This window comes from Streptomyces sp. NPDC059201 (assembly GCF_042754585.1).
In the GTDB taxonomy this organism is placed as follows: domain Bacteria; phylum Actinomycetota; class Actinomycetes; order Streptomycetales; family Streptomycetaceae; genus Streptomyces.
The window spans coordinates 164,141-190,873 of record NZ_JBHZBB010000009.1; the positions used below are offsets into that span (position 1 = coordinate 164,141).

Consider the following 26,733-nt stretch of genomic DNA (forward strand, 5'->3'; position numbering starts at 1 on the left):
ACCCTACGCAGCCGTCGCGGACATGCCGAGGCCCCGGCTCCCTCGTGGGGGGCCGGGGCCGGGGCGGTGCTGTGCGGGTGGCGCCTCAGGCGGCCGGGGTCGAGGACGACGCCGAGGACGTCGAGGTGGACGTCGTCGAGGCCGGCTTCGAGTCGGACGAGGCCGAGGAGGTGGACGTCGTGGAGGACGTCGAGCTCTTCGGGGCCGGGGAGCTGCTGGACGAGGCGCCGCGGCTGTCGTTCCGGTAGAAGCCGGAGCCCTTGAAGACGATGCCGACGGCGGAGAACACCTTCTTGAGGCGGCCGTGGCAGGCGGGGCACTCGGTCAGCGCGTCGTCCGTGAACTTCTGGACCGCCTCAAGGCCCTCGCCGCACTCGGTGCACTGGTACTGGTAGGTCGGCACTAGTCTTCCTCCTGGCACTCACACTCATCGAGTGCTAACGACGTTCCATAGTGACGTATTCCGCGGGATCAGTCCACCGCCACCGGCACGCGGTGACCGATACCACGTGCCGCGACCCGGCTCGCCTCGCGCGGCCTGAGCTTTCCGCGCAGGGCGATCAGCGTGACGAAGGCGAGCGCGGTGCCGACGGCCGGGACGAGGAATCCGGCGCTGGAACCGTGGGCGTCGGCGAGCTGTCCGGCGACCGTGACGGCCAGGGCCTGGCCGAGGGCGACGGCTCCGGTGAGCCAGGTGAACGCCTCGGTGCGGGCGGACGCCGGGATCAGGGTCTCGACGATGGTGTAGCCGGTGATCAGGGCCGGGGCGATGCAGAGGCCGACGACGAGGCCGAGGGCGCCGAGCAGCACCACCGAGTGCGCGGTCCACAGCAGGGCGGCGGCGATGGTGAGGCCGGTGTAGCCGAGGATCAGGCGGCGGCGGGGGCCGGTCTTCCAGGCGATGGCGCCCATGGCGATGCCGGCGAGCATGTTGCCGGCCGCGAAGACGCCGTAGAGCAGGCCGTTGGCGCCGGGGTTGCCGATCTCCTCGCTGAAGGCGGTGAGCGAGACCTGCATGCCGCCGAAGACGGCGCCGATGCCGAGGAAGGCGACGATCAGGACGCGGACGCCGGGGACGGAGAGCGCGGAGCGGTGCGGCTCGGAGTCGGCGCGGCCGGCGGCGGCGAGCAGGCCGTACGGCGGCTGGGTGGCGCGCTGGGCGGCGAAGAAGAGGCCGCCGACGAGGGTGAGGGCGGCTTCGGTGATCAGGCCGGCGGCCGGGTGGATGCCGGTGCACAGGGCGGTGGCGAGGACCGGTCCGACGACGAAGGTGAACTCGTCGGTGACCGACTCGAAGGCCGCGGCGGTCGGCATCAGCGGGGTGCCGTCGAGCTTGGCCGCCCAGCGGGCCCGGACCATCGGGCCGACCTGCGGGACGGAGGCGCCGGCGGGCACGGCGGCGAGGAACAGCGCCCACATCGGGGCGCCGGCCAGTGCGAGCACGACGAGCAGCGTGACGGAGGCGGAGTGGACGAGGACGCCGGGGAGGAGGACGGCGCGCTGCCCGAAGCGGTCGGCGAGCTTGCCGCTCTGCGGGGCGAAGAGCGCCATGGAGACACCGGTGACGGCGGCGACGGCGCCGGCGCTGCCGTAGGAACCGGTGGTGTGCTGGACGAGCAGGACGATGCCGATGGTCAGCATCGCGAAGGGCTGCCGTGCGGCGAACCCGGGGATCAGGTAGGAGAGCGCACCGGGGGTGCGCAGCAGCTGCCCGTAGCCGGGCCGCTTCTCGGAGACGACCGTGGACGCCACGGTCCTGGCCTTTCTGCCGCCTGGTAGCGCGCGGGCACGGTGGTGCCGGTCTCGCCGAGAGCTGTCCTCTTGCGCGGAACTGCGGTAGATACCGGGAGGGCCCCCACTGCGGGAGGGTGCACCGCGGCCGCCATACGGTCGCGCCAGCTCTGCGTCAGGCAGAGTTGGTTCGATCAAGTGTGCCTTCATCGTACAGGGAGGAGCGCTCTCCCGCCTGTGATTCCACTGGGGAGAACGCTCCTGACCTCGAAATAATGCCCGCGATTAACGTCCCGTCGGCGGTCCGTTCACCGGCCCCTTCACTGGTCCGGCCGCTTGGGCTTCCCGGTCACCGACGCCGGGCGGTGGAAGCGGGTCGACGTCGTCGTGACCGTCTGCCGCCCGTCGCCGGTGCCGAGCCAGCCCGCGAGCTTGCCGCCCTGGCCGACCGCGCGCAGCCGGCGCTCGGTGGCGTCGCGCACCGGATCGGTGGCGACGACGAGCAGCTCGTCGCCCCTGCGCAGCACGGTCGCGGGACCCGGTACGAAGCTGGCGTCGTCGCGTACGACGAGGGTGACGGCGGCGCCGGCCGGGAGGCGCAGCTCCGCGACCTCGACGCCGTGCATCCGGGAGCCCGCGGGGATGGCGACGGAGAGCAGGTGGCCGCGGAGCCGTTCCAGCGGGGCGGACTCGACGCCGAGGTCGGCGGCCTCGCTGGAGTCGCCGAGCTTCAGCGCCTTCGCCAGGTAGGGCAGGGTCGGGCCCTGGACGAGGGTGTAGACGACGACCAGCACGAAGACGATGTTGAAGATCCGCTCGCTGCCCTCGATCTGCCCCACCATCGGGATGGTGGCGAGGATGATGGGGACGGCTCCGCGCAGGCCGGCCCAGGACATGAGGGCCTGCTCCTGCCAGGGGATGCGGAAGGGCGCCAGGCTGACCAGCACTTCCATGGGCCGGGCGACCATGGTGAGGACGAGGCCGATGACGACGGCCGGCCAGAAGTCGTTGCCGAGCTCGTGCGGGGTGACGAGCAGGCCGAGCAGGACGAACATGCCGATCTGGGCGATCCAGCCGAGTCCCTCGGCGAAGCCGCGGTTGGCGGGGGAGTGCGGCAGCTTGGCGTTGCCGAGGACCATCGAGGCCAGGTAGACGGCGAGGAAGCCGGAGCCGTGGGCGATGGCGCCGGCCGCGTAGGCGGTGACGGCGATGGCCATGACGGCGATCGGGTAGAGGCCGGAGGCGGGCAGGGCGACGTGGCGGAGCCCGTACGCGCCGACGAAGCCGACCGCGAGGCCGATGGCGGCGCCGATGGCGAGCTCCAGCGCGATCTTGCCGACGAGCAGGTACCACTCGTCGACGGGTCCCGCGGAGGAGAAGGCGACGACGAGGATGACGACGGGGGCGTCGTTGAAGCCGGACTCGGCCTCCAGGACGCCGGTGACGCGGGACGGCAGCGGCACCTTGCGCAGGACGGAGAAGACGGCGGCGGCGTCGGTGGAGGAGACGACGGCGCCGATGATCAGCGCCTGCCGCCATTCCAGGCCGACGAGGTAGTGGGCGCCGGCGGCGGTGATGCCGACGGAGACGGCGACGCCGACGGTGGAGAGGACGACCGCGGCCGGCAGGGCCGGCTTGATCTCCTTCCACTTCGTGCCGAGACCGCCCTCGGCGAGGATGACGACGAGCGCCGCGTAGCCGATGACCTGGGTGAGCTCGGCGTTGTCGAAGGCGACGTTGCCGATGCCGTCCTGCCCGATGGCGACGCCGATGCCGAGGTACAGCAGAAGGCTGGGGAGCCCGCTCCGGGACGAGATCCGCACGGCGGCGACCGCGATCAGCAGCACGAGTGAGCTGATCAGCAGGAGTTCGTTGAGCTCGTGGACAGTCAGTGCGCCGTTCCTTCCCCTCGCACGCGCCGGATCGTTCCTCCAGCAGCGGGTACTTCGTTACCTTACCTAATCTTTAACGTTTTCTTGACGCCTTCTTTGCGCTCCATGGTTCTTCGATACGGTCATCAGTCCGGTTCCTCCCTGACACCGAGTCCAGGGCGCCCAGGCGCTGCGCCTAAGGTGGCTCCCGTACTCCAGGACCACCCTGCCCCTCGAAGGACAGCGATGCCCTCCAACACGACCGCGCCCCCCGCCAAGAAGAAAGGCAGGCGCGCCCGCCTGATCGTCCTGCTCCTGGTCCTTGCGCTGGTCGGGGCCGTCGCCTTCGGCGGCTGGTGGGGCGTCGGCACCGTCCGGGCCTCGTTCCCGCAGACCACCGGCGAGGTCAGGATCGACTCGCTCTCCGGCGACGTCGAGGTCAAGCGGGACGCCAACGGCATCCCGCAGATCTACGCGGACAACGAGACCGACCTCTTCCGCGCGCAGGGCTACGTCCAGGCGCAGGACCGCTTCTACGAGATGGACGTCCGCCGGCACCTCACCGCCGGCCGCCTCTCCGAGATGTTCGGCGAGGGCCAGGTCGAGACCGACGCCTTCCTGCGCACCCTCGGCTGGCGCCAGGTCGCGCAGCAGGAGTACGACAAGGTCCTGACGCCGGAGACGAAGAAGTACCTCCAGGCGTACGCGGAGGGCGTCAACGCCTACCTGAAGGACCGGACCGCGAAGGACGTCTCCGTCGAGTACGCGGCCCTGGCCCTCACCAACGACTACACGATCGAGCCGTGGACCCCGGTCGACTCGGTCGCCTGGCTCAAGGCCATGGCCTGGGACCTGCGCGGCAACATGCAGGACGAGATCGACCGCTCGCTGCTCACCAGCCGGCTGACCCCGGCGCAGATCGAGCAGCTGTACCCGGAGTACCCGTACGACCTCCACCAGCCGATCCTCGACCGCGGCACGGTCGACCCGGTGACGAAGAAGTTCGACCCGAAGGCCGGCAAGGACGGCGAGGGCTCCGAGGACGGCGGCACCGGCTCCGGCGACGGCTCCGGCGGCGCGAGCGCCCAGCTCGCCGCCCTCTCCGGCCTCTCGGACGTCCTCGACCAGGTCCCCGCGCTCCTCGGCCCCAACGGCAACGGCATCGGCTCCAACTCCTGGGTCGTCTCCGGAGACCTCACCACCTCCGGCAAGCCGCTGCTCGCCAACGACCCGCACCTCGCGCCGATGCTGCCGTCCCTCTGGTACCAGATGGGCCTGCACTGCCGCTCCGTCTCGGCGACCTGCCGCTACGACGTCGCCGGCTACACCTTCTCCGGCATGCCCGGCGTGATCATCGGCCACAACGACTCGATCGCCTGGGGCCTCACCAACCTCGGCGCCGACGTCACCGACCTCTACCTGGAGAAGGTCAGCCCCGAGGGCTACCTCGTCGACGGCAAGGTCAAGCCCTTCGACACCCGTGAGGAGACCATCAAGGTCGCCGGCGGCAGCGACCGGAAGATCACCGTCCGCTCCACCGAGCACGGCCCGCTCGTCTCCGACCGCTCCGCCGAACTGGAGAAGGTCGGTCAGAAGGCCCCCGTCGGCAACTCCGCCCCCGACCGCGCCGACGGCTACGGCGTCTCCCTCCAGTGGACCGCCCTCCAGCCCGGCAAGTCGATGGACGCGATCTTCGCGCTCAACCGCGCCCAGGACTTCAAGCAGTTCCGGGCCGCCGCGAAGAACTTCGAGGTCCCCTCGCAGAACCTCGTCTACGCCGACACCAAGGGCCACATCGGCTACCAGTCCCCGGGCAAGATCCCGCGCCGCGGCACCGGCGACGGCACCCTGCCCGCCCCCGGCTGGGACTCCCGCTACCGCTGGAAGGGATACATCCCCTTCGAGCAGCTGCCGTACGAGTACGACCCGGAGCGCGGCTACATCGTCACCGCCAACCAGGCCGTGATCTCCCCGGAGCAGTACCCCGACCTGCTGACGAAGGACTGGGGCTACGGCTCCCGCAGCCAGCGGATCAACGACCTCATCGAGTCGAAGACCAAGGACGGCGGGAAGATCTCGCCGGACGACATGCGGACCATGCAGACCGACAACCGCAGCGAGATCGCCACCCTGCTCAACCCGCTGCTGCTCAAGGTCGACATCTCCGACCCGTACGTCCGCGAGGCGCAGAAGCTCCTGGAGGGCTGGGACTACACCCAGGAGCCCGACTCGGCCGCCGCCGCCTACTTCAACGCGGTCTGGCGCAACGTCCTCAAGCTCTCCTTCGGCGACAAGCTGCCCAAGGAGGTCCGCGCCGAGGGCGACTGCGTCAACGTGCGCCCGGTCGACGCCACCGGCCCGGTCGACGAGCAGAACAAGCTGGTCCGCGAGTGTGGCGAGCGCGACCCCGACTCGGCGCAGCCGGACGGCGGCGACCGCTGGTACGAGGTGGTCCGCCCGCTCCTCAAGCAGGAGAAGAGCGAGTGGTGGAACACCCCCGCCACCCGCACCGACCCGGCCACCGAGACCCGCGACCAGCTGCTCGCCCGGGCCATGAAGGACGCCCGCTGGGAGCTGACCGCCAAGCTCGGCAAGGACGTCTCGACCTGGAGCTGGGGCCGGCTGCACCAGCTGACCCTGAAGAACCAGACCCTCGGCACCGCCGGGCCGGGCGTGGTGCAGCACCTGCTGAACCGCGGCCCGTGGAACCTCGGCGGCGGCGAGGCGGCCGTCGACGCGACCGGCTGGAACGCGGCCGGCGGCTACGAGGTCATCTGGGTGCCGTCGATGCGGATGGTCGTCAACGTGGGCGACTGGGACAGGTCCCGGTGGATCAACCTGACCGGTGCCTCCGGTCACGCCTACCACGACAACTACACGGACCAGACCGACGCCTGGGCCAACGGCGAGCTGTACGACTGGGCCTACGGCAGGGCGGCGGTCGACGCGGCGGCGAAGGACACGCTGACGCTCAAGCCGTAGCGCCTGGGAAACGGGTGATCCCCTCGGGGGTCACCACCGCCTGCACGGGGTGGTCGTGCGGTTCCTCCGGGACCCGCGCGACCACCTCGTTCGCGTGCAGGAGCACCACCAGGGCCGGGTCCACGCGCGCGCGTGCGAGCCGGGCGAGGACCCGGTCGTACGAGCCTCCACCGCGGCCGAGCCGCATGCCGCGCGCGTCCACCGCGAGCCCCGGCAGCAGCACCGCGTCCGCCGTGCACACGGCGTCCGGGCCGAGCCGGGGGCCGGTCGGCTCCAGGAGGCCGCGGCCGGCCTTCGCCAGCGCCTCCCGCCCCTCGTAGACCGCCCAGTCCAGGTCGTTGTCGGGCAGCAGCACCGGCAGCAGGACCCGTACCCCGCGCGCGTGCAGGGCGTCGAGGAGCACGCGCGTGCCGGGTTCGCGGCCGACCGAGACGTACGCGGCGACGGTGGCGGCCCCGGCCAGCTCCGGGAGTTCGAGACCGTGCCCGGCCAGCGCCTCGGCGGTCTCGGCGAGGAAGTCGGGGGTGAGCGCGGCGCGCGCGTCGAGCAGCCGGCGCCGCAACAGGGCCTTTTCGGACACGTCGGGATTCTCTTTCTGCACAGCGGATCCTCAGGAAACTCTCGTAACTGTCTTTATGCGGAGAAAGTTAATCGGAGCCACATCTTTCTCACATTCCCTAGCGGTTAAGGTGCCTGCATGAATCAGTCGTTCCCCCGGCTCGGCCGGATCAGCAAGGCTGTCATCCCGGCCGCCGGCCTCGGCACCCGCTTCCTGCCGGCGACGAAGGCGACCCCCAAGGAGATGCTCCCGGTCGTCGACAAGCCGGCGATCCAGTACGTCGTCGAGGAGGCGGTCGCGGCCGGGCTCTCCGACGTGCTCATGATCACCGGTCGGAACAAGCGTCCGCTGGAGGACCACTTCGACCGGAACTACGAGCTGGAGGAGGCGCTGAGCCGCAAGGGCGACGACGAACGCCTCTCCAAGGTCCAGGAGTCGAGCGACCTCGCCACCATGCACTACGTGCGCCAGGGCGCCCCCCGCGGCCTCGGCCACGCGGTGCTGTGCGCGGCCCCGCACGTCGGCGACCAGCCCTTCGCGGTCCTCCTCGGCGACGACCTGATCGACCCGCGCGACCCCCTCCTCGCGCGCATGGTCGAGATTCAGGAGCGCGAGGGCGGCAGCGTCATCGCGCTCATGGAGGTCGAGCCCTCCCAGATCCACCTGTACGGCTGCGCGGCGGTCGAGCCGACCGGCGACGGCGACGTGGTGCGCGTGACGGACCTGGTGGAGAAGCCCGAGCCGGCCGAGGCGCCCAGCAACTACGCGGTGATCGGCCGCTATGTGCTCGACCCGGCCGTCTTCGACATGCTGCGGGAGACCGAGCCCGGCCGGGGCGGCGAGATCCAGCTGACCGACGCCCTCCAGAAGCTGGCGAGCGACGAGAAGCTCGGCGGTCCGGTGCACGGAGTCGTCTTCAAGGGACGCCGTTATGACACCGGTGACCGGGGTGACTATCTGCGTGCCATTGTCAGACTCGCGTGCGAACGTGAAGATCTGGGACCGGACTTCCGGGCCTGGCTCCGGAGATATGTCAGCGAGGAGATGTAGCACCTTGAGCAGCGACACGGCACCGTCCGAGGACGCCCGGGACCCCCAGGACCACGGCACCGGCGACGCCCACGGCACCGACCACGGCGCCGGAGCCGGCCACGGTCACGACCACGGCCCGGCCGACCCCTGCGCAGGACCGGCCCAGGCCGGGACGCGCCTGTGGTCGGTCGACGAGCACCTGGCCGACATCCTGGCGACCGTCCGCCCCCTCGACCCGATCGAGCTCCAGCTGCTCGACGCCCAGGGCTGCGTCCTGGTCGAGGACGTGACGGTGCCGGCGGCGCTGCCGCCCTTCGACAACAGCTCCATGGACGGGTACGCGGTCCGCGTCGCCGACGTCGCGGGCGCGACCGGGGAGTACCCCGCGGTCCTCACCGTCGTCGGCGACGTCGCCGCGGGCGCGGACGGCCTGCCCGAGGTCGGCCCCGGACAGGCCGCCCGGATCATGACCGGCGCCCCGCTGCCGCCCGGCGCCGAGGCCGTCGTCCCGGTCGAGTGGACCGACGGCGGCGCGGGCGGCGGCGCGGCCACCGGCATGCGGGCCGCCAGCACCGCCCCGGAGGGCGCCGCGGGCGAGGTGCGGGTGCACCGCGGCGCGGAGGCGGGCGCGCATGTCCGCCGGGCGGGCAGCGACGTGAGCGCCGGCGAGCTCGCCCTCGCCTCCGGCACCGTCCTCGGGCCGCCGCAGATCGGCCTGCTCGCCGCGATCGGCCGCGGCACCGTCAAGGTCAGGCCGCGCCCCCGCGTGGTCGTCCTCTCCACGGGCAGCGAACTCGTCCAGCCCGGTGAGGAACTGGGCCCCGGTCAGATCCACGACTCCAACAGCTTCGCGCTCGCCGCCGCCGCCCGGGACGCGGGCGCCCTGGCCTACCGGGTCGGCGCCGTCGCCGACGACGCCGAGTCGCTCCGCGCCACCATCGAGGACCAGCTCATCCGCGCCGACCTCGTCGTCACCACGGGCGGCGTCAGCGTCGGCGCCTACGACGTGGTGAAGGAGGCCCTGACCACCGACGGGCAGGTCGACTTCCGCAAGCTCGCCATGCAGCCCGGCAAGCCGCAGGGCTTCGGCGCGATCGGCACCGAGCAGATCCCGCTGCTCGCGCTGCCGGGCAACCCGGTCTCCTCGTACGTCTCCTTCGAGCTCTTCGTCCGGCCCGCGATCCGCGCCCTGATGGGCCTCGACGACCTGCACCGCCCGGTCGTCCGCGCCATCCTGAAGACGGACGCCCCGCTCTCCTCCCCGCCCGGCCGCCGCCAGTACCTCCGGGGGACGTACGACCCCGAGTCCGGCACCGTCACCCCCGTGGGCGGAGCCGGGTCCCACCTGATCGCGGCCCTCGCCCACGCGGACGCCCTGCTCGTCGTCCCCGAGGACCGGGACTCGGCGGCGCCGGGCGAGGAGCTGGACGTGGTCCTCCTCGGCTGAGGGGCGGCGGGTGGGGGTACGGTGCAGTCCCACACAGCGACCGGGAGTATCACGGCCATGAGCACGCAGCAAGGTCTCACCCACATCGACGAGGCGGGCGCCGCCCGCATGGTCGACGTATCGGCGAAGGACGTCACGTCCCGCACGGCGCGCGCCAGCGGACGGGTGCTCGTCTCGCCGCGCGTGATCGAGCTGCTGCGCGGCGAGGGCGTGCCGAAGGGCGACGCGCTGGCCACCGCGCGGATCGCCGGGATCATGGGCGCGAAGCGGACGCCGGACCTCATCCCGCTCTGCCACCCGCTGGCCGTCTCCGGCGTGACGCTGGACCTCTCGGTCACGGACGACGCGGTCGAGATCCTCGCGACCGTGAAGACCACCGACCGCACGGGCGTCGAGATGGAGGCCCTGACGGCCGTGTCCGTGGCGGCGCTGACCGTCGTGGACATGGTCAAGGCGGTCGACAAGGGCGCGGTCATCTCCGACGTGAGGGTGGAGGAGAAGACCGGCGGCAAGTCGGGCCACTGGACCCGGGACGACGCGTGACGCGCGCCGACCGGGCCGCGAGCACGCCCGAGACCCACGGCGGCCCGCCCGTCGCGTCCCCGCCGGCGGAGCCCGCGTCGGCGGAGCCCGTGCCCGCGGAGCCCGTGCCCGCGGAGCCCGCGTCGGCGGAGCCCGTGCCCGCCGAGCCCGCGCGCGCCGAGCCCGCGTCGGCGGAGCCCGCGTCCGCCGAGCCCGCGTCCGCCGAGCCCGCGCCCGCCGAGCCCGCGTCCGCCGAGCCCGCGTCCGCCGAGCCCGCGCCCGCGGAGCCCGTGCCCGCCGAGCCCGCGTCGGCGGCGCTCGGCGCGGGCGTCGGAGGCGCCCTGGCCGGGGCCTACGCGGCGCTCGTCGTCACCGCCTCCAACCGGGCCTCCGCCGGGGTCTACGAGGACAAGGGCGGGCCGCTCATCGCCGCGGGGCTGCGCGGGATGGGCTTCGCGGTCGACGGGCCGCAGGTCGTCCCGGACGGGGCGCCCGTCGAGGCGGCGCTGCGCGCCGGGATCGCGGCCGGGTACGACGTGATCCTCACGACCGGCGGCACCGGCATCTCGCCGACCGACGAGACGCCCGAGGCCACCGCCCGCGTCCTGGACCGCGCGATCCCCGGCATCCCGGAGGCGATCCGCGCGTACGGCCGGGAGAAGGTGCCCACCGCCGCGCTCTCGCGCGGCCTCGCCGGGGTCGCGGGCGGCACGCTGATCGTGAACCTGCCGGGCTCGCCCGGCGGGGTACGGGACGGGCTCGCCGTCCTGGAGCCGCTGCTGCGGCACGCCGTGGACCAGATCCGCGGCGGCGACCACCCGAGACCGGCGGAAGCGGGCCCTGCGTCATGACCACGGCCTGGCCGGCCGTCCTCGTCGACGGAGACGTGGTGCTCCGCCCGATAAGGATGCGCGACCAGCGGGAATGGCGGGAGGTGAACCGTCGCAACCGCGAGTGGCTGCGCCCCTGGGAGGCGACGGTGCCGCCGCCCGCGCCCGGCATGCCGCCCGCGCAGCGCCCCACGTACCGTCAGATGGTGCGCCATCTGCGGTCGGAGGCGCACGCGGGGCGGATGCTGCCGTTCGTCATCGAGTACCGGGGCCGGATGGCCGGGCAGCTGACCGTCGCCGGGATCACCTGGGGCTCGATGTGCTCGGGGCACGTGGGCTACTGGGTGGACAGCGAGGTCGCCGGGCGCGGGGTGATGCCGACGGCGGTCGCGCTCGCCACCGACCACTGCTTTCGCGCGGTGGGTCTGCACCGCATGGAGGTGTGCATCCGGCCGGAGAACGGCCCCTCGCGCCGGGTGGTGGAGAAACTCGGCTTCCGGGAAGAGGGGTTGAGGCCGCGCTATCTGCACATCGACGGCGCCTGGCGGGACCATCTGGTGTTCGCGCTGACGGCGGAGGAGATCCCGGAGGGGCTGCTCGCCCGCTGGCACCGCGCCCGGCGCAGAGACGCCGCGTAGCCGACCCTCCGCTGGGTCTCCCCGAACCCGCAATTCATATAACTGTTCGAATTCCGCAGGCATATGAACACCGATCGATCTGAACAATCACAAAAAAGTTCAGTGATATCAGCCAGATCGTGCGACACACCGGGCCAATTGGCCGATGCCCCGTCACGAACCCCTCTACCGTGTGAGGCGTGAGCAGCAGCGGCCTCATCTACGCAGTCATCGTCGGGGCCTGGGCCGCCTACCTGGTGCCGATGTGGCTCCGCAGGCAGGACGAGCTGAACGAGGCCCGTCCGACGGAACGCTTCAGTACCGCCATCCGGCTGCTGTCCGGACGGGCGGGCATGGAGCGCCGGTACGCCAAGGAGCTCCGCGAGCGGGACCGTACGGCCCTGGAGGCGGCGACCGACGTGGACCCGGACGCGGCGACCGAGCATCTGAGCTCGGTCGACGTCCGGGCCTTCTCCGCGCCCGCGGCCAGGACCGAGGCGCGCCTCGAACTCCCGGAGCCCGCGCCGGAACGCCCGCCCGCGCCCGAGCGGGAACCCGCCCCCGCACCCGCCCGCCCGGCCCCGGCCGGCGCCGCCGAGCGGGCCCGGCGCGGCAAGGCGCTGGCGCGCCGCCGGCGCACCACGATCGTGCTCTTCTCGGCCTTCACCCTCGGGGCCGTGGTCGCCGCCGTCGGCGGCGTCGCCTTCCTGTGGGCGCCCGGCGTCCCGGCCGTGCTGCTCAGCGCGTACATCGTGCACCTGCGCGGGCAGGAGCGCCGCCGCTTCGTCTACGTGATGGACCGGCGCCGCGCCGAGGCCGCCGCCGCCCGGCTCCGCGAGAGCCGCCGGGCGGCCGCTCCGGCGCCCGAGCCCGAGCCGTCGCCCGCCCCGCCGGTCTCCCCGCAGGAGGCCGACCGGCGCGCGCTGGTCGAGCAGACCGACCACGCGGAGTGGGTGGACCAGCAGCGCGAGCGCGGCCCCGCCCGCGGCGACAGCTGGGACCCGGTGCCGGTGCCGCTGCCGACGTACGTCACCGCGCCGGTCGCCCCGCGTGCCTCCAACGGCGTGGACGTCACCGACCCGGAGACCTGGAGCGCGGCCCGCTCCTCCACCGCCGAGCAGCCCCCGGCCGCCTCGCCGCCCCCGCGCCGCCGCCCGGCCCCGCCGCGCCGCGGCCGGGACCACGGCCGCACCCCGCTCTTCGACCAGTACGCGGAGGAGGACCGCCCCCGCGCCGCCAACGAATGAGGCGGCCGGGCGGTCCTCGCCTGACCTGCGGTGGAAGCGATTTTTCTTCTCACCGACCGGGATGCTAATGTTTCACACGTCGCAGGGGCCTGTGGCGCAGTCCGGTAGCGCACCTCGTTCGCATCGAGGGGGTCAGGGGTTCGAATCCCCTCAGGTCCACCAGCGGATGACGAGATCCCGTCCGATCGCAAGATCGGGCGGGATCTTCGTCGTTCACGGGACGGCTCGGCGGCTTTCTCTGTCTTTGGGCGCAATGGGGAACCCGCGAGGATGGTGTGGGGCGGTCCGTGGCTCGATTTCCCGTCAAGTCGGAGAAGACGTGAGGCATCACCAGCATCCTTTCGTGAGGTCGGTGTCGGTCGCCGTCGCGGGCTGCCTCGTTCTCGCCGCCTGCGGCACGGAGGGGGCGGGGCCAGGTGGCGCCGCCTCCCCGCGGGGCCCGTCGGCTTCGAGTCCTTCCGGGCCCTCCGCGGTGGAACGGGCGGGGGCCGCGATGGTCGAGCAGGCCCGGAAGAAGGGGCAGGGGCCCGACGGCTCCGGCCTCAGCAGGATCGAGACGCCGCAGGCCGTGGCCTTCCTCTGGGAGACGGCCGGGGACCGGCTGTGCCTCGGGGAGTCGGTGCTCGACGGCGGGCTGACGTCGTTCAAGTGCGTCCGGTCCCTGGTGGCAGGGCCGCCGGACTCCCCGGCGGCCTCCCTCCTGTTCGGTCCCGGAGCGCTGGGCGGGGGAGGGCGGGTCGTGCTGGCCGGCCCTCCCGGCGGGACGATCGCCTCGGTCGCGTACCGGGGCGCGAAGGCGGAGACGACGTTCGTCAGGTCGCTCGCGTCCGGCTGGGCCGGACGCGGCCTGTACTACGTCGTGCTGCCCGAGATCCCGAAGGGTCCGCTCGACGTGACCCTCCGGTCCGGAGGGAAGGAGAACGTCGCGCACCTGCCGATGACCGGGTGACCGGCTGAGGCGGGAGAAGGAGCCGCGTTCCGGCGCCGAGGTTGCCGGAGCGCGGCTCCAGCGCGTTCGTTAGGGCTCAGGCCAGCGGCTTTGCGAAGCAGCGGCTGGTTTCGTAGTGGCGGTAGTGGCCGAACTTGGGGCAGGGGGCGTAGCCGCTGGAGGTGTAGAGGGCGATGGCTTCGGGCTGGGCGGTGCCGGTCTCCAGGACCATGCGGGTGCGGCCGGCGGCGCGGGCGTCGTCCTCCAGGAGGGCCAGGACGCGGCGGGCCAGGCCCAGGCCGCGCGCCTCGGGTATGACGTACATCCGCTTCAGCTCCGCGTCCCCGTCCGCGTACCCCTCGTCGTTCTCGTCCTGGCGGCGCCAGGCGCCGCTCGCGACCGGCCGGCCCTCGGGGTCGTACGCGAGGAGGTAGAGGCCGTGCGGCGGGACGAACATCGACGGGTCGAGCGGTGTGGCGTCGCCCTCGCTGTCGTAGCGGACGGCGTACTCGGCCTGCACCGCGTCCTGGAGTTTCACGGCGTCGGGGTGGTCGTAGGGGGTCGGCTGGATGTGCATGACTGGAGATCGTACGTGGAGGTCAGGGGAGGGTGTCGGTATTCTCCCGGGATGTTCACTGTCACGTCCGCGAACGTCAACGGTCTCCGCGCCGCCGCCAAGAAGGGCTTCGTCGAGTGGCTGGCGGAGACCTCCGCCGACGCCGTCTGCCTCCAGGAAGTACGCGCCGAGGAGGCGCAGCTGCCCGAGGCGGTCCGGAGCCCCGAGGGCTGGTTCACCGCCCACGCCCCCGCCGCCGCCAAGGGCCGCGCCGGCGTCTCCCTCTACCTGCGGCGCGAGCCCGACGCCCTCCGCGTCGGCTTCGGGTCGAGCGAGTTCGACGGCTCCGGCCGCTACATCGAGGCCGACCTGCCCGGCGTCACCGTCGCCAGCCTCTACCTCCCCTCCGGCGAGGCGGAGACCGAGAAGCAGGACGAGAAGTACCGCTTCATGGGCGAGTTCCTGCCCTACCTCAAGGAGCTGCGCGTCCGCGCCGCCGCCGACGGGCGCGAGGTCGTCGTCTGCGGCGACTGGAACATCGCCCACCAGGAGGCCGACCTCAAGAACTGGAAGGCCAACCGCAAGAACGCCGGCTTCCTCCCCGAGGAGCGCGAGTGGCTCACCCGGGTCCTGGAGGAGACCGACGGCGGGTACGTGGACGTGGTGCGGGCCCTCCACCCCGAGCAGGAGGGGCCGTACTCCTGGTGGTCCTACCGCGGCCGGGCCTTCGACAACGACGCGGGCTGGCGGATCGACTACCAGATGACCACGCCGGGGCTGGCCGCGAAGGCGGTCAAGGCGTACGTCGAGCGGGCGGCCACCCACGCCGAGCGGTGGAGCGACCACGCGCCGGTGACGGCGGTGTACGCGCTGTAGGCGCCGCCGTCAGGCCCCCGGGCCGTGCAGGCGGCGGTCGAGGGCCAGCGAGAGCTCGGCCTCCACGACGGCCTTGGCCAGGGGGCGCAGGCGCTGGATGTCGGCGTCCTTCACGTGGGGGCCGAGGGCCTCGGTGAAGAGCTCGGCGAGGGCCTCGGCGTGCTCGCGGACGCGCGCGCCGGCCTTCAGGACCTCGGCGAGGGGGACGCCCTCGCGGACCAGAGCGGCCGAGACGTCGAGCAGCCGGCGGCTGATGTGGACGATCTCCTCGCCGTCGGTCGCCAGGTAGCCGAGGTCCAGGGCGGCCGCGAGGTTCTCCGGGGTGACCTCGCCGTCGAAGTGGTCGGCGAGTTCCTCGGGGGTGAGGCGGACCGGCTCCTCCTCGGTGGGGGAGCCGAGTTCCAGGACCTCGCCGACGTCCCGGCCCGATTCGAAGGCCGTGGTGAGGTCGGCGATGCCGGTGAGGGTGTGGCCGCGCTCCAGCAGGGCGGCGATGGTGCGCAGGCGGGCCAGGTGGCGGTCGTCGTACCAGGCGATGCGTCCCTCGCGGCGGGGCGGCGGGATCAGGCCGCGCTCGCGGTAGAAGCGGAGCGTGCGGACGGTGATGCCGGCCGCCTCGGCCAGCTCCGTCATCCGGTACTCGTGGGGTGGGTTCCCTGATCGTTCTGCCACACCGGCCAGCCTATGTTGTACCGCCGGTAACTTTCCCTCGCCGGACCCCTACCGCTCGGTATGGAGCTGCTCTACAGTCCCGACTGTGCCAGTGATTGCTGGCGGAATCTTGGCCGGGCGCACGGGAGGCGGCATGGCGAAGCACGAGCACGTTCGGGTGGCGGTGATCGGATCGGGGTTCGGAGGACTCGGGGCCGCCGTCCGGCTGCGCCGCGAGGGGATCACCGACTTCGTCGTCCTGGAGCGGGCCGACTCCGTGGGCGGCACCTGGCGGGACAACAGCTACCCCGGGTGCGCCTGCGACGTGCCCTCGCACCTCTACTCCTTCTCCTTCGCGCCCAACCCCGACTGGCCGCGCACCTTCTCCGGCCAGCGGCACATCCGGGCGTACCTGGAGCACGTCGCCGACACCTTCGGGCTCCGGCCGCACCTGCGGCTGAACCACGAGGTGCTGCGGATGGAGTGGGACGCCGACGAGCTGCGGTGGCGCGTCGAGACCAGCTCCGGCTCCTTCAGCGCCGACGTCGTCGTCTCCGCCACCGGGCCGCTCTCCGACCCGAAGATCCCCGACATCCCGGGGCTCGACGGCTTCACCGGCAAGGTCTTCCACTCGGCCCGCTGGGACCACGACTACGACCTGCGGGGCAAGCGCGTCGCCATGGTCGGCACCGGCGCCTCCGCCATCCAGATCGTGCCCGCGATCCAGCCCGACGTCGCCAAGCTGACGCTCTTCCAGCGCACGCCCCCCTGGGTGATGCCCCGCATGGACCGCGCCATCAGCGGCCCCGAGCGCTGGCTGCACCGCAAGCTGCCGGTCACCGCCGCCCTGCGCCGAGGCATCCTCTGGGGCATCCGCGAACTCCAGGTCGGCGCCTTCACCAAGCACCCCGGCGAGCTGGGCCTGGTCGAGAGGCTGGCCAAGGCCAACATCGCCAAGTCGGTCAAGGACCCGGCGCTGCGGGCGAAGCTCACGCCCTCGTACCGCATCGGCTGCAAGCGGATCCTGCTCTCCAACGCCTACTACCCGGCCCTCGCCCAGCCCAACGTCGACGTCGTCGCCGGCGGGCTGAAGGAGGTCCGCGGCGAGGTCGTCGTCGGCTCCGACGGCACCGAGACCGAGGTCGACGCGATCATCTTCGGCACCGGCTTCCACGTCACCGACATGCCGATCGCCCCGCGCGTCATCGGCGCCGACGGACGCTCGCTCGCCGACGCCTGGAAGGGCGGCATGGAGTCGCTGCGCGGCGCCACCGCCGCCGGCTTCCCCAACTGGATGACGATCATCGGGCCCAACACCGGCCTCGGGAACTCCTCCATGATCCTCATGATCGAGTCCCAGCTGAACTACATGGCCGACTACCTCCGCCAGCTCGACGTCCTCGGAGGCAGGTCCGCGCTCGCCGCCCGGCCCTCCGCCGTCCACGCCTGGAACCGCAAGGTCCAGAACCGCATGGAGCGGACCGTCTGGAAGGCCGGCGGCTGCGACAGCTGGTACCTCGACGCCAACGGGCGCAACACCACCCTCTGGCCGGGCACCACCGGCGAGTTCCGCCGCGAGACCCGGCAGGTCGACCTCTCCGAGTACGAGGTCCTCCGCGCCCCCAAGCCGGTCAAGGCCACCCCCGAGCCCGCCGCCCGCCGCGCCGCCCGCAAGAAGGAGGCCACCCCGTGATCCGCCTCCCCGAGCCCCGCACGCTCACCGTCCGGTCCGCCGACGGCGCCGAGCTGCACACCGAGGTGTACGGCCCCGAGGGCGCGCCCGCCGTCGTCCTCGCCCACGGCTGGACCTGCTCCGTCGGCTTCTGGGCCGAGCAGATCCGGGCGCTCGCCGCCGACCACCGGGTCGTCGCCTACGACCAGCGCGGCCACGGCCGCTCCCCGGTCCCCGCGTCCGGCGGCTACTCGACCACCGCGCTCGCCGACGACCTGGAGGCGGTGCTCGCCGCCACCCTCGGGCCCGGCGAGCGGGCCGTCGTCGCGGGCCACTCCATGGGCGGCATGACGATCATGGCCGCGGCCGGCCGCCCCGGCTTCGTCCAGCACGCGGCCGCCGTCCTGCTCTGCTCCACCGGCCCGTCCCGGCTCACCGCCGAGGCGACCGTGGTGCCGCTCGGGCCCGGCGGCCTTCGGACCCGGCTGACCGGCGCCGTCCTCGGCTCCAAGGCGCCGCTCGGACCGGTCACCGGGATATCGAGGAAGGTCCTGAAGTACGCGACGATGGGACCGGGCTCGGCGCCGGAGCGGGTCGACGCCTGCGCCCGCATCGTGCACGCCTGCCCGCGCCCCTCCCGGTACGGCTGGTCGCGGGTGCTCGCCGGGCTCGACCTGGAGGCGGGCCTGCGGGACCTGCTGGTCCCGGCCGCCGTCCTCGTCGGCACCGCCGACCGGCTCACCCCGCCGGTCCACTCCCGGGCCATGGCCGAGGCGCTGCCGCACTGCACCGGCCTCACCGAACTGGCCGGCGTGGGCCACATGACGCCGGTGGAGGCCCCGGAGGCCGTCACCGCGCAGATCCGCGAACTGACGCTCACGTATCTCGGAGCGCACCCGACCGGCAAGGAGGCAGGGGTATGAGCAGGGTCAGCCTGGAAGGACAGGTCGCGGTCGTCACCGGCGGCGCCCGCGGCGTCGGCGAGCTGCTCGCCCGCAAGCTCTCCGCGCGCGGCGCGAAGATCGCCCTCGTCGGCCTGGAGCCCGAGCTCCTCAAGGAGGTCGCCGGCCGGCTGCACACCGAGGCCGACTGGTGGGAGGCCGACGTCACCGACCACGAGGCGATGGCCAAGGTCGCCGCCGGGGTCAAGGAACGGTTCGGCAAGGTCGACATCGTCGTCGCCAACGCGGGCGTCGCCGCCGGAGGCCCGTTCGTCGAGTCCGACCCGGTCGCCTGGCGCCGGGTCATCGAGGTCAACCTCATCGGCGGGGCGGTCACCGGCCGCGCCTTCCTGCCGGTCCTCATGGAGTCCCGGGGGTACTTCCTCCAGATCGCCTCGCTCGCCGCGATCACCCCGGCGCCGATGATGACCGCGTACTGCGCCTCCAAGTCGGGCGTCGAGGCGTTCGCGCACAGCCTGCGGGCCGAGGTCGCGTACAAGGGCGTGAAGGTCGGCGTCGGCTACCTCTCCTGGACCGACACCGACATGGTGCGGGGCGCGGACCAGGACGACGTGATGAAGGAGCTGCGGCAGCGGCTGCCGTGGCCGTCGAACCGCACCTACCCGCTCGGCCCGGCCGTGGACCGGATCGTCGAGGGCATCGAGCGCCGCTCGCCGCACGTGTACGCACAGTGGTGGCTGCGCGGGATGCAGTCGATCCGCGGCTACCTGCCCGGCCTCGTCGCCACCGTCGGCAAGCGCGAGGTGGCCCGCTTCGAACCCCGTCTCTCCACGGTCTCCAAGGGCCTGGTGGGCGCGGGCGGCGCGGCGGACGAGCAGGCGCGCACGGGGAAGGCGTGAGCGCCCGCGGTACGGACCGTAACTGATCGAAATGCGTGGAATGTTCGCTCGTGCAAGGCTGGTCGAGGCCCAGGGGCAAGCCGCCCCGTCCCCCTCACACCCTTCCTAGGAGTGACCTTCATGGGCAGCAAGGACCGGTTCGGTGAAATGAAGGACAAGGCGCAGGAGCTTCAGGAGCGCGCCAAGCAGGCCATGGGCAACGCCAAGGACGAGGCGTCCGAGCGCGCCAAGCAGGGGCGCGAGAACTCGCCGGAGGCGAAGGAGCGCGCCCAGCAGGAGCTGCGGGAGCGCACCGGCCGCGACGACGCCTGACGCCCGTCCTGAGACGGAGGCGCACCCGGGACGCCGGGTGCGCCTTCCGCGCGTCCGGACGCCCCGGCTCGCGCCCTGGCTCGCGCTCCGGATCCGGCTTGCGCCCCGGCCCGCGCCCCGGCTCGCGTGGTGTGCGCTGCGCCGAGGGCGTAACTCGTGCGCGCCCGCGCGGAGATCTTCGTACGCTCCCTCCATGTCCGTCGTACTCGAACGCCTGCGCCTCGACCACGCGCCCGCCCTGCTCGTCTTCGAGCGGGAGAACCGGGCCTACTTCGCCGCCACCGTGGCCGACCGGGGGGACGCGTACTTCGCCGAGTTCGACGCCCGCCACCGGGCCCTGCTCGACGAGCAGGAGGAGGGGACGATCCGCTTCCACGTCCTGGTCGCGGAGGACGGCGCGATCCTCGGCCGGATCAACCTCGTCGACCTCGCCGACGGCGGGGCCGAGCTCGGCTACCGGATCGCCGAGTCGGCCACCGGCCGCGGGCTCGCCACCCGTGGCGTCCTGGAGGTCTGCCGGCTCGCCGTGGAGGAGTACGGGCTGCGCCGGCTGACCGCCGGGGCGGGGAAGGACAACGCCGCGTCCCGGGCGGTGCTCGCCCGGGTCGGTTTCGGGGCGGTCGGCAGCGTGGTGATGGACGACGGGGAGACCGGGATCTCCTACGAGCTGGACCTCGGCGGCAGCTTCGGGCGGGAGCGGTCCGGCACGGACTCGTAGCCGGGCGGGCTCGCGGCGGGCTCCTCGTCCAGCAGCGCGAGGGCCCGGTGGACGGCGTCGTCGAGCTGGGCGTGCCGGCCCTCGGCCCAGTCGAGGGGGGTGCGCAGGACGGCGAGGTCGGGGACGACGCCGTGGTTCTCCACCGACCAGCCCCACTCGGTGAACCAGGCGGCGTTCATGGGGACGGTGATCTGGGTGCCGTCGCCGAGCTTGTGGCGGCCGGTCATGCCGACGACCCCGCCCCAGGTGCGCTGTCCGACGACCGGGCCGAGGCCGAGCAGCTTGAACGCGGCGGTGATCATGTCGCCGTCGGAGGAGGTCGCTTCGTCGGCGAGGGCGACGACGGGGCCGCGCGGGGCGTTCGAGGCGTAACTGACGGGCTGGGCGTTGCGCGTGAGGTCCCAGCCGATGATCTTCCGGGTGAGGGTCTCCACGACGAGTTCGCTGATGTGGCCGCCCGCGTTGCCCCGCACGTCGACGATGAGGGCGGGCCGGGAGACCTCCATCCGCAGGTCGCGGTTGAACTGGGCCCAGCCGGAGCCGCCCATGTCGGGGATGTGGAGGTAGCCGCAGCGCCCGCCGCTGAGCTCGCGGACGACGGCCCGGCGCTTGGCGACCCAGTCCTGGTAGCGGAGCGGGCGTTCGTCGACGAGCGGGACGACGGCGACGCGGCGGGCGCGGCCCTCGCCGCCCGCCGGGGTGAAGGTGAGCTCGACGGTGGTGCCGCCGGTGCCGGCGAGCAGCGGGTAGGGGCCGGTGACGGGGTCGACGGGCCGCCCGTCGACGTGGGTGAGGACGGCGCCCTCGCGGATGCCGGTGCCGCCGAGCGGGGAGCGGGCCTTGGAGTCCGAGGACTCGCCGGGCAGGATCCGCTTCACCACCCAGCCGCCGTCCCGGGGCACGAGGTTGGCGCCGAGCAGGCCCTGGGGGCGCTGGTAGTGCGCCGGTCCCTCGTTGCGCCGGGCGGGGGTGACGTACGCGTGGGAGGTGCCGAGTTCGCCCATGACCTCGCGCAGCAGGTCGGCGAACTCGTCGGGGGAGGCGACCCGTTCGAGGAGCGGCCGGTACTGGTCGAGGATCGCCGTCCAGTCGACGCCGCCCATGCCGGGCTCCCAGAAGTAGGCGCGGACGATCCGCCCGGCCTCGTCGTAGGACTGGCGCCACTCGGCGCCGGGGTCGACGTCGTGGAGGATGCGGCGCAGGTCGAGGTAGACGGTGGAGTCGCCGTCGCCGGGTTCGGTGGCGGGGACGGCCCGCAGCTCGCCCTCGTCGAAGACGACGAGCCGGGTGCCGTCGCCGCTGACCGCGAACCAGTCGAGGTCGCGGGCGAGTTCGGTGCGGCGGGCCTTGACGACGGAGAAGTGCTCCAGGGTGGGGCGGCCCGAGGTGTCGGCGGGGTTGGCGAAGGTCTCGCCGAGGGCGCCGGAGATGGGCCAGCGCAGCCAGACGAGCCCGCCGCCGGAGACGGGGGCGAGCGCCGAGTACTTGGAGGCGGCGACGGGGAAGGGGGTGACCCGGTCGGGCAGGCCCTCGATCTCGACGGTGACCGTGCCGTCGCCGCTGTCGGCGCCGTCGTCGGCCGGGTCGAGTCCGCCGGCCGCCGGGCGACCGTCGGGGAGGAGCGCGAAGGGGGAGGGGGTCGCGGAGGAGAGCGGCACCAGGTAGGGGCGGCAGCCGAGCGGGAACGACAGGTCGCCGGTGTGGACGTCGTACACCGGGTCGAAGCCGCGCCAGGAGAGGAAGGCGAGGTAGCGCCCGTCGCTGGTGAAGACCGGGTTCTCGTCCTCGAAGCGCCCGTTGGTGACGTCGATGACCGTGCGCGGGCCGGGGCCGGAGATGCGGACGAGCTTGATGGAGCGCAGGGAGCGGCCGATGCCGGGGTGGGACCAGGTGAGCCAGGCGCCGTCGGGGGAGAAGGCGAGGTCGCGGACGGGGCCGTTGACGGAGCGGATGAGCTCGGTGACCTCGCCGTTGGAGTCCTCCGTGGCGTCGATGAGGAGGAGGCGGCCGTCGTGCGAGGCGATGGCGAGCCGTTCGCCGTCGGGGTCGGCGACGAGTTCCTCGACCCGGCCGAGCTCCCCGGCGGCGAGCCGGCGCGGGGGCCGGTCGCCGGTGGCCCGGGGGAGGTAGGCGATCTCGACGGCGTCGTCGCCCTCGGCGTCGGTGACGTACGCGATCTGCCCGCCGCTGCCGAGCATCTCGGGGAGCCGGACGCGGACGCCGGGGGTGTCGGTGAGGGCGCGGGCGGGCCCGTCGCGGTGCGTGAGCCAGTACAGGCTGCCGCGCACGCCGACGGCGCTGGCCCGGCCGGTCTCGTCGACGGAGAGCGCGTCGACGTGCTGGGCGGCGGGCACCTGGTAGGGGCGGCGGCCGGCCCGCTGGCCGCCGAGGCGGACCTCCAGGCGGCGCGGCGCGGCGCCGGCGCTCAGGTCGTCGACGATCCACAGCTCGCCGGCGCACTGGTAGACGATCCGGCGGCCGTCGGAGGAGGCGTGCCGGGCGTAGAAGTCGGCGTGGTCGGTGTGGCGGCGCGGGTCGGTGCCGTCGGGGCGGCAGGAGTAGAGGTTGCCGATGCCCTCGTGGTCGGAGAGGAAGGCGATCCGGTACCCGTCCTCGCCGGGCGGGGCGGCGACGAACATCGGGTCGGCGAGGTGGCCGCCGATGTCGGGCAGGAGCCGTTCGCCGTGCAGCCAGAGGCGGCCGGTGGCGCCGCCCCGGTACCGCTTCCAGGCGGCGGGCTCGTGCGGCGGGGTGCCGGTGAGGAGGAGGGTGCGGCGCTCGCCGCCGAGGTCCCGGACGGCGATGTCGGAGACCGGGCCCCAGGGCATCCGGCCGCCGGGCGAGCCGTCGGTGGCGACCGTGTAGGCCCAGGAGAAGTACGAGAAGGGCTGGCCCTGCGAGGAGACGGCGAGGATGTCGGAGTGCCCGTCCTCGCCGGGAGGGGACCAGCCGCAGACGCGCGTGTCGGTGGAGCCCCAGTGGGTGAGCTGGCGGGCGTGGCCGCCGTCGACGGGCACGAGGTGGATCTCCGGATCGAGGCTGCGCCAGTTCGTGTACGCGATGTGGCGCCCGTCGGGGGAGAAGCGGGGGTGTCCGGCCCGGGTGCGGTCGACCGTGAGCCGCCAGGCGCGGCCGGGGCGATGGCCCTCGGGCACGAGCGGGGCGAGCCAGAGGTCGTCCTCGGCCGTGAAGCACAGCAGGTCGTCGTGGAGGTGCGGGAAGCGGAGGTAGGCCACGTCGTCACTCACCCGTTCATGCTTTCCGCGCGGAGGGGGTGCGGCAACTCGTACGGGCGTACGGAAGTGGGCGGGGGGTGTGTCCCAGGACACGTACGAAACGGTTTCGTTTCGCTGGGCGCCGGGGTACCTTCGTACCGTACGAAGAGTACGAAACCGTTTCGTTCGGTCCGGAGGTACGGCATGGCCAGCAGACTCACCCCCGAGCGTGAGTCCGAGCTGTACGCCGCCGTGCTCGACCTCCTCCGCGAGGTCGGCTACGACGCCCTCACCATGGACGCCGTCGCCGCCCGCACCCACTCCAGCAAGGCCACCCTCTACCGCCAGTGGGGGAGCAAGCCGGAGCTGGTCGCCCGGGCTCTGCGCCACAACAAGCCCGTCAGTCTCACCGAGATCGACACCGGCTCGCTGCGCGGCGACTTCCAGGCCCTCATGGAACTGACCGACGACTGTCAGATGGAGAAGGACACCGCGCTGATGCGGGGTCTGGCCCATGCCGTCCACGACAACCCGGACCTGCACCGCGCCCTGCGCGAGCTGCTCATCGAACCCGAGCTCAACGGCTTCGACGAGGTCCTCGCCCGAGCGGTCCGGCGCGGCGAGATCGACCCGGACAACCCGGCGCTCAAGCTCGTCCCGCACATGCTGATCGGAGCGTTCGTCGCCCGTCCCCTGGTCGACGACCAGCCGGTCGACCGCGCCTTCCTCAGCGCCTACGTCGACGCCGTCGTGCTCCCCTCACTCGGCGTCTGACCCGCACCACCCGAAAGTCTTCACCCGCAAGTCCCCTGCTCCACCTGACTGCGCACCGCTCACGCCGTCGGGCCGGCTCCCCATGCCCTGTCCCACCCCACAATGGGAGTACGCACCCGTGGCCACCTTCCTGTACAAGCTGGGCCGCACCGCCTTCCGGCGCCGACGGCTCGTCGCCCTCCTCTGGGTGGCGCTCCTCGCGCTCGCCGGAGTCGGCGCCGCCACCGCGCCCGCCGCGACCTCCAGCTCCTTCTCCATCCCCGGCACCGAGGCCCAGCGCGCCTTCGACCTGCTCGAAGAGCGCTTCCCCGGCGCCGGCGCCGACGGCGCCACCGCCCGTGTCGTCTTCAAGGCCCCCCAGGGCGAGAAGATGACCGACGCCGGCCACAAGGCCGTCGTCGAGGAGACCGTCGCCGCGCTGAAGTCCGGCTCCGACCAGATCGTCTCCGTCACCGACCCGTACACCGGGCGGGCCGTCTCCCAGGACGGCTCGACCGCCTACGTCTCCGTCGCCTACAAGGTGAACGGGATGGAGCTGACCGACGCGACCCGGGAAGCCCTCGAACAGGCCGGACACGCGGCCCAGGGCAAGGGCCTGACCGTCGAGCTCGGCGGTGACGCCCTCCAGACCATGCCCGAGACCGGCGTCGGCGAGATCATCGGCGTCGTCATCGCCGGCTTCGTCCTCGTCGTCACCTTCGGCTCGCTCGTCGCGGCCGGACTGCCGCTGCTCACCGCGATCATCGGCGTCGGCATCGGCGTCTCCGCGATCACCGCGCTCGCCAACGTCCTGGACCTCGGCAGCACCACCTCCACCCTCGCGATGATGATCGGCCTCGCCGTCGGCATCGACTACGCCCTCTTCATCGTCTCCCGCTACTGCGCCGAACTGGCCGAGGGGCGGACCAAGGAGGAGGCCGCGGGCCGCGCCACCGGCACCGCCGGATCGGCCGTGGTCTTCGCCGGACTCACCGTCGTCATCGCCCTCGTCGGCCTCGCCGTCGTCAACATCCCCATGCTGACGAAGATGGGCTTCGCCGCCGCCGGCACCGTCGTCATCGCCGTCCTCATCGCCCTCACCCTCATCCCGGCGCTGCTGGGCTTCGCCGGCGACAAGGTCATCGGGCGCAAGCAGCGCAAGGGCGCCGCCGCCGAGACCCCGGAGAAGGCCGGGGAGTCCCTGGAGAAGGAGGCCAAGCCGAACGCGGGCACCCGCTGGGCCCGCTTCGTCATCCGCCGCCCCGTCTTCGTCCTCCTGGCCGGTGTCATCGGCCTCGGCGCCATCGCGATCCCGGCCGCCTCGCTGGAGATGGGCCTTCCCGACGACGGCGTGAAGCCGGTCTCCGCGACCGAGCGCCGCGCCTACGACCTGCTCTCCGACGGCTTCGGCCCCGGCTTCAACGGCCCGCTGCTCGTCGTCGTCGACGGCGACAAGGCCGCCGCGGACAAGACGGTCGACACGATCAAGGGCCTCGACGGCATCGCCGCCGTCACCCCGGCCACGCCCAACAAGGCCGGCGACGCCGCGATGATCACCGTGGTCCCGAAGGACCGCCCGTCCTCCGGCGCCACCGAGACCCTGGTCCACGACATCCGCGACGCCACCGGCGACGACGTCCTCGTCACCGGCGCCACCGCGATGAACATCGACTTCTCGCAGAAGATGAACGACGCCCTCGTGCCCTACCTGGCACTCGTCGTCGGCCTCGCCTTCCTCCTCCTGACCGTGGTCTTCCGCTCGGTCCTGGTGCCGCTCAAGGCGGCCCTCGGCTTCCTGCTCTCGGTGGTCGCCGCCCTCGGCGCCGTCGTCGCGGTCTTCCAGTGGGGCTGGCTGGGCGGCCTGTTCGGCGTCGAGCAGACCGGCCCGATCATGTCGATGATGCCGATCTTCATGGTGGGCGTCGTCTTCGGCCTCGCGATGGACTACGAGGTCTTCCTCGTGACCCGCATGCGCGAGGCGTACGTCCACGGGGAGCGGCCCGGCGAGGCGATCGTGACCGGCTTCCGGCACAGCGCCCGGGTGGTCACCGCCGCCGCGGTGATCATGATCGCGGTATTCTCCGGCTTCATCGGGATGAGCGACCAGATGATCAAGATGATCGGCTTCGGTCTCGCCGTCGCCGTCCTCTTCGACGCCTTCGTCGTCCGCATGGCCATCGTCCCGGCCGTCCTCGCCCTCCTCGGCCACCGCGCCTGGTGGCTGCCGAAGTGGCTGGACCGGGCGCTGCCGAACGTCGACGTGGAGGGCGAGGGCCTGACGGCCCACGACGCGCCCGCCGACCGGAAGCCGGACCTCGTGAAGGCGTGACACCCCCGTAGTCCCCGGGGCGGCCCCTGAGCGGGGGGCGCGCCCCGGACCGCGCCGGGACCTGTGGGGACGGGGAAGCCGACG

The 26,733-nt window shown here is 73.0% G+C and carries 23 protein-coding genes and 1 tRNA gene; 17 read left to right on the forward strand and 7 right to left on the reverse strand.

What is annotated here, in order from left to right:
• Nucleotides 1-85: 85 nt before the first annotated feature.
• From ACFXMG_RS27130 to ACFXMG_RS27140, 3 genes are all read right to left on the reverse strand, one after another.
• The gene (locus ACFXMG_RS27130) at nucleotides 86-403 is read right to left on the reverse strand and encodes an FmdB family zinc ribbon protein (RefSeq protein WP_383824985.1); all 318 of its coding nucleotides are present in this window, start codon (nucleotides 401-403) and stop codon (nucleotides 86-88) included.
• A gap of 68 nt (nucleotides 404-471) precedes the next feature.
• Nucleotides 472-1,752, reverse strand: a complete 1,281-nt coding sequence (locus ACFXMG_RS27135; protein ID WP_383824982.1) for an MFS transporter — start codon at nucleotides 1,750-1,752, stop codon at nucleotides 472-474.
• A 299-nt stretch (nucleotides 1,753-2,051) separates the two neighbouring features.
• Nucleotides 2,052-3,578 carry a potassium/proton antiporter gene (locus ACFXMG_RS27140; RefSeq protein WP_383824979.1) on the reverse strand — a complete coding sequence of 509 codons (1,527 nt, stop codon included), beginning with the start codon at nucleotides 3,576-3,578 and terminating at the stop codon, nucleotides 2,052-2,054.
• A gap of 270 nt (nucleotides 3,579-3,848) precedes the next feature.
• Here ACFXMG_RS27140 and ACFXMG_RS27145 point away from each other — a divergent pair, with 270 nt between their 5' ends.
• Nucleotides 3,849-6,584: a penicillin acylase family protein gene (locus ACFXMG_RS27145; protein ID WP_383824976.1), complete on the forward strand. Its 2,736-nt coding sequence runs from the start codon at nucleotides 3,849-3,851 to the stop codon at nucleotides 6,582-6,584.
• Here the strand turns inward: ACFXMG_RS27145 and ACFXMG_RS27150 are convergent.
• Complete coding sequence (locus tag ACFXMG_RS27150) at nucleotides 6,574-7,164, reverse strand: 5-formyltetrahydrofolate cyclo-ligase (RefSeq protein ID WP_383824973.1); 591 nt, start codon at nucleotides 7,162-7,164, stop codon at nucleotides 6,574-6,576. The two genes, ACFXMG_RS27145 and ACFXMG_RS27150, sit on opposite strands and share 11 nt — an antisense overlap.
• A 117-nt stretch (nucleotides 7,165-7,281) precedes the next feature.
• Between ACFXMG_RS27150 and galU the strand changes: the two genes are divergently transcribed.
• The 8 genes from galU to ACFXMG_RS27190 all read left to right on the forward strand — a co-directional run bounded on the left by galU (nucleotide 7,282) and on the right by ACFXMG_RS27190 (nucleotide 13,787).
• Nucleotides 7,282-8,193: a UTP--glucose-1-phosphate uridylyltransferase GalU gene (gene galU, locus ACFXMG_RS27155; RefSeq protein ID WP_383824971.1), complete on the forward strand. Its 912-nt coding sequence runs from the start codon at nucleotides 7,282-7,284 to the stop codon at nucleotides 8,191-8,193.
• A gap of 4 nt (nucleotides 8,194-8,197) precedes the next feature.
• Nucleotides 8,198-9,622, forward strand: a complete 1,425-nt coding sequence (gene glp, locus ACFXMG_RS27160) for a gephyrin-like molybdotransferase Glp (protein ID WP_383824968.1) — start codon at nucleotides 8,198-8,200, stop codon at nucleotides 9,620-9,622.
• Between the two features lie 57 nt (nucleotides 9,623-9,679).
• Entirely contained in the window at nucleotides 9,680-10,165 is a 486-nt protein-coding gene (moaC, locus tag ACFXMG_RS27165) for a cyclic pyranopterin monophosphate synthase MoaC (protein ID WP_383824965.1), read from the forward strand.
• Nucleotides 10,166-10,434: 269 nt separating this feature from the next.
• On the forward strand, nucleotides 10,435-10,995 hold the full coding sequence (locus tag ACFXMG_RS27170; protein ID WP_383825051.1) for a molybdenum cofactor biosynthesis protein B: 561 nt from the start codon (nucleotides 10,435-10,437) through the stop codon (nucleotides 10,993-10,995).
• A complete protein-coding gene (locus ACFXMG_RS27175) occupies nucleotides 10,992-11,612 on the forward strand; it encodes a GNAT family N-acetyltransferase (RefSeq protein ID WP_383824963.1) in 621 nt (206 codons plus the stop codon). The genes ACFXMG_RS27170 and ACFXMG_RS27175 overlap by 4 nt, the downstream gene beginning before the upstream one ends.
• A 179-nt stretch (nucleotides 11,613-11,791) precedes the next feature.
• Nucleotides 11,792-12,838 (forward strand): gephyrin-like molybdotransferase receptor GlpR, encoded by a 1,047-nt coding sequence (gene glpR, locus ACFXMG_RS27180; RefSeq protein WP_383824960.1) that lies wholly within the window; start codon nucleotides 11,792-11,794, stop codon nucleotides 12,836-12,838.
• An 85-nt stretch (nucleotides 12,839-12,923) separates the two neighbouring features.
• A tRNA-Ala gene (locus ACFXMG_RS27185) sits at nucleotides 12,924-13,000 on the forward strand.
• 331 nt (nucleotides 13,001-13,331) lie between these two features.
• Entirely contained in the window at nucleotides 13,332-13,787 is a 456-nt protein-coding gene (locus ACFXMG_RS27190) for a hypothetical protein (protein ID WP_383824957.1), read from the forward strand.
• A gap of 76 nt (nucleotides 13,788-13,863) precedes the next feature.
• Here the strand turns inward: ACFXMG_RS27190 and ACFXMG_RS27195 are convergent, their stop codons facing one another.
• Nucleotides 13,864-14,343 (reverse strand): GNAT family N-acetyltransferase, encoded by a 480-nt coding sequence (locus tag ACFXMG_RS27195; RefSeq protein WP_383824954.1) that lies wholly within the window; start codon nucleotides 14,341-14,343, stop codon nucleotides 13,864-13,866.
• 51 nt (nucleotides 14,344-14,394) lie between these two features.
• On the opposite strand from ACFXMG_RS27195, the gene ACFXMG_RS27200 reads away from it, so the two are divergent.
• The gene (locus ACFXMG_RS27200; RefSeq protein ID WP_383824951.1) at nucleotides 14,395-15,198 is read left to right on the forward strand and encodes an exodeoxyribonuclease III; all 804 of its coding nucleotides are present in this window, start codon (nucleotides 14,395-14,397) and stop codon (nucleotides 15,196-15,198) included.
• 9 nt (nucleotides 15,199-15,207) lie between these two features.
• On the opposite strand, the gene ACFXMG_RS27205 is transcribed toward ACFXMG_RS27200, so the two are convergent.
• Nucleotides 15,208-15,831, reverse strand: coding sequence for a MerR family transcriptional regulator (locus ACFXMG_RS27205; RefSeq protein ID WP_362185330.1), 624 nt, complete (start codon nucleotides 15,829-15,831; stop codon nucleotides 15,208-15,210).
• A 172-nt stretch (nucleotides 15,832-16,003) separates the two neighbouring features.
• Here ACFXMG_RS27205 and ACFXMG_RS27210 point away from each other — a divergent pair, with 172 nt between their 5' ends.
• The 5 genes from ACFXMG_RS27210 to ACFXMG_RS27230 all read left to right on the forward strand — a co-directional run bounded on the left by ACFXMG_RS27210 (nucleotide 16,004) and on the right by ACFXMG_RS27230 (nucleotide 20,352).
• On the forward strand, nucleotides 16,004-17,542 hold the full coding sequence (locus ACFXMG_RS27210) for a flavin-containing monooxygenase (protein WP_383824948.1): 1,539 nt from the start codon (nucleotides 16,004-16,006) through the stop codon (nucleotides 17,540-17,542).
• Nucleotides 17,539-18,444, forward strand: a complete 906-nt coding sequence (locus ACFXMG_RS27215; RefSeq protein ID WP_383824945.1) for an alpha/beta fold hydrolase — start codon at nucleotides 17,539-17,541, stop codon at nucleotides 18,442-18,444. Before ACFXMG_RS27210 ends, ACFXMG_RS27215 begins: the two co-directional genes overlap by 4 nt.
• On the forward strand, nucleotides 18,441-19,322 hold the full coding sequence (locus ACFXMG_RS27220) for an SDR family oxidoreductase (protein ID WP_383824942.1): 882 nt from the start codon (nucleotides 18,441-18,443) through the stop codon (nucleotides 19,320-19,322). Before ACFXMG_RS27215 ends, ACFXMG_RS27220 begins: the two co-directional genes overlap by 4 nt.
• A 120-nt stretch (nucleotides 19,323-19,442) precedes the next feature.
• A complete protein-coding gene (locus ACFXMG_RS27225) occupies nucleotides 19,443-19,634 on the forward strand; it encodes a hypothetical protein (RefSeq protein WP_383824940.1) in 192 nt (63 codons plus the stop codon).
• Nucleotides 19,635-19,827: 193 nt separating this feature from the next.
• Nucleotides 19,828-20,352, forward strand: coding sequence for a GNAT family N-acetyltransferase (locus ACFXMG_RS27230; protein WP_383824937.1), 525 nt, complete (start codon nucleotides 19,828-19,830; stop codon nucleotides 20,350-20,352).
• On the opposite strand, the gene ACFXMG_RS27235 is transcribed toward ACFXMG_RS27230, so the two are convergent.
• Complete coding sequence (locus tag ACFXMG_RS27235; protein ID WP_383824933.1) at nucleotides 20,295-23,600, reverse strand: S41 family peptidase; 3,306 nt, start codon at nucleotides 23,598-23,600, stop codon at nucleotides 20,295-20,297. The genes ACFXMG_RS27230 and ACFXMG_RS27235 overlap by 58 nt on opposite strands.
• Before the next feature lie 171 nt (nucleotides 23,601-23,771).
• Here ACFXMG_RS27235 and ACFXMG_RS27240 point away from each other — a divergent pair, with 171 nt between their 5' ends.
• Together ACFXMG_RS27240 and ACFXMG_RS27245 are read left to right on the forward strand one after the other, a co-directional pair.
• Nucleotides 23,772-24,341, forward strand: a complete 570-nt coding sequence (locus ACFXMG_RS27240; protein ID WP_383824931.1) for a TetR/AcrR family transcriptional regulator — start codon at nucleotides 23,772-23,774, stop codon at nucleotides 24,339-24,341.
• Between the two features lie 118 nt (nucleotides 24,342-24,459).
• Nucleotides 24,460-26,649 carry an MMPL family transporter gene (locus ACFXMG_RS27245; protein ID WP_384119847.1) on the forward strand — a complete coding sequence of 730 codons (2,190 nt, stop codon included), beginning with the start codon at nucleotides 24,460-24,462 and terminating at the stop codon, nucleotides 26,647-26,649.
• Nucleotides 26,650-26,733: the final 84 nt, after the last annotated feature.

Excerpts from the sequence above, each read along its gene's own strand:
- ACFXMG_RS27175 (WP_383824963.1), top strand. The coding sequence starts at position 10,992 with ATGACCACGGCCTGGCCGGCCGTCCTCGTCGACGGAGACGTGGTGCTC.
- galU (WP_383824971.1), top strand. The coding sequence starts at position 7,282 with ATGAATCAGTCGTTCCCCCGGCTCGGCCGGATCAGCAAGGCTGTCATC.
- ACFXMG_RS27195 (WP_383824954.1), bottom strand. The coding sequence starts at position 14,343 with ATGCACATCCAGCCGACCCCCTACGACCACCCCGACGCCGTGAAACTC.
- ACFXMG_RS27220 (WP_383824942.1), top strand. The coding sequence starts at position 18,441 with ATGAGCAGGGTCAGCCTGGAAGGACAGGTCGCGGTCGTCACCGGCGGC.
- ACFXMG_RS27230 (WP_383824937.1), top strand. The coding sequence starts at position 19,828 with ATGTCCGTCGTACTCGAACGCCTGCGCCTCGACCACGCGCCCGCCCTG.
- ACFXMG_RS27200 (WP_383824951.1), top strand. The coding sequence starts at position 14,395 with ATGTTCACTGTCACGTCCGCGAACGTCAACGGTCTCCGCGCCGCCGCC.
- ACFXMG_RS27225 (WP_383824940.1), top strand. The coding sequence starts at position 19,443 with ATGGGCAGCAAGGACCGGTTCGGTGAAATGAAGGACAAGGCGCAGGAG.
- ACFXMG_RS27240 (WP_383824931.1), top strand. The coding sequence starts at position 23,772 with ATGGCCAGCAGACTCACCCCCGAGCGTGAGTCCGAGCTGTACGCCGCC.
- ACFXMG_RS27190 (WP_383824957.1), top strand. The coding sequence starts at position 13,332 with ATGGTCGAGCAGGCCCGGAAGAAGGGGCAGGGGCCCGACGGCTCCGGC.
- ACFXMG_RS27205 (WP_362185330.1), bottom strand. The coding sequence starts at position 15,831 with ATGACGGAGCTGGCCGAGGCGGCCGGCATCACCGTCCGCACGCTCCGC.
- ACFXMG_RS27145 (WP_383824976.1), top strand. The coding sequence starts at position 3,849 with ATGCCCTCCAACACGACCGCGCCCCCCGCCAAGAAGAAAGGCAGGCGC.
- moaC (WP_383824965.1), top strand. The coding sequence starts at position 9,680 with ATGAGCACGCAGCAAGGTCTCACCCACATCGACGAGGCGGGCGCCGCC.
- ACFXMG_RS27210 (WP_383824948.1), top strand. The coding sequence starts at position 16,004 with ATGGCGAAGCACGAGCACGTTCGGGTGGCGGTGATCGGATCGGGGTTC.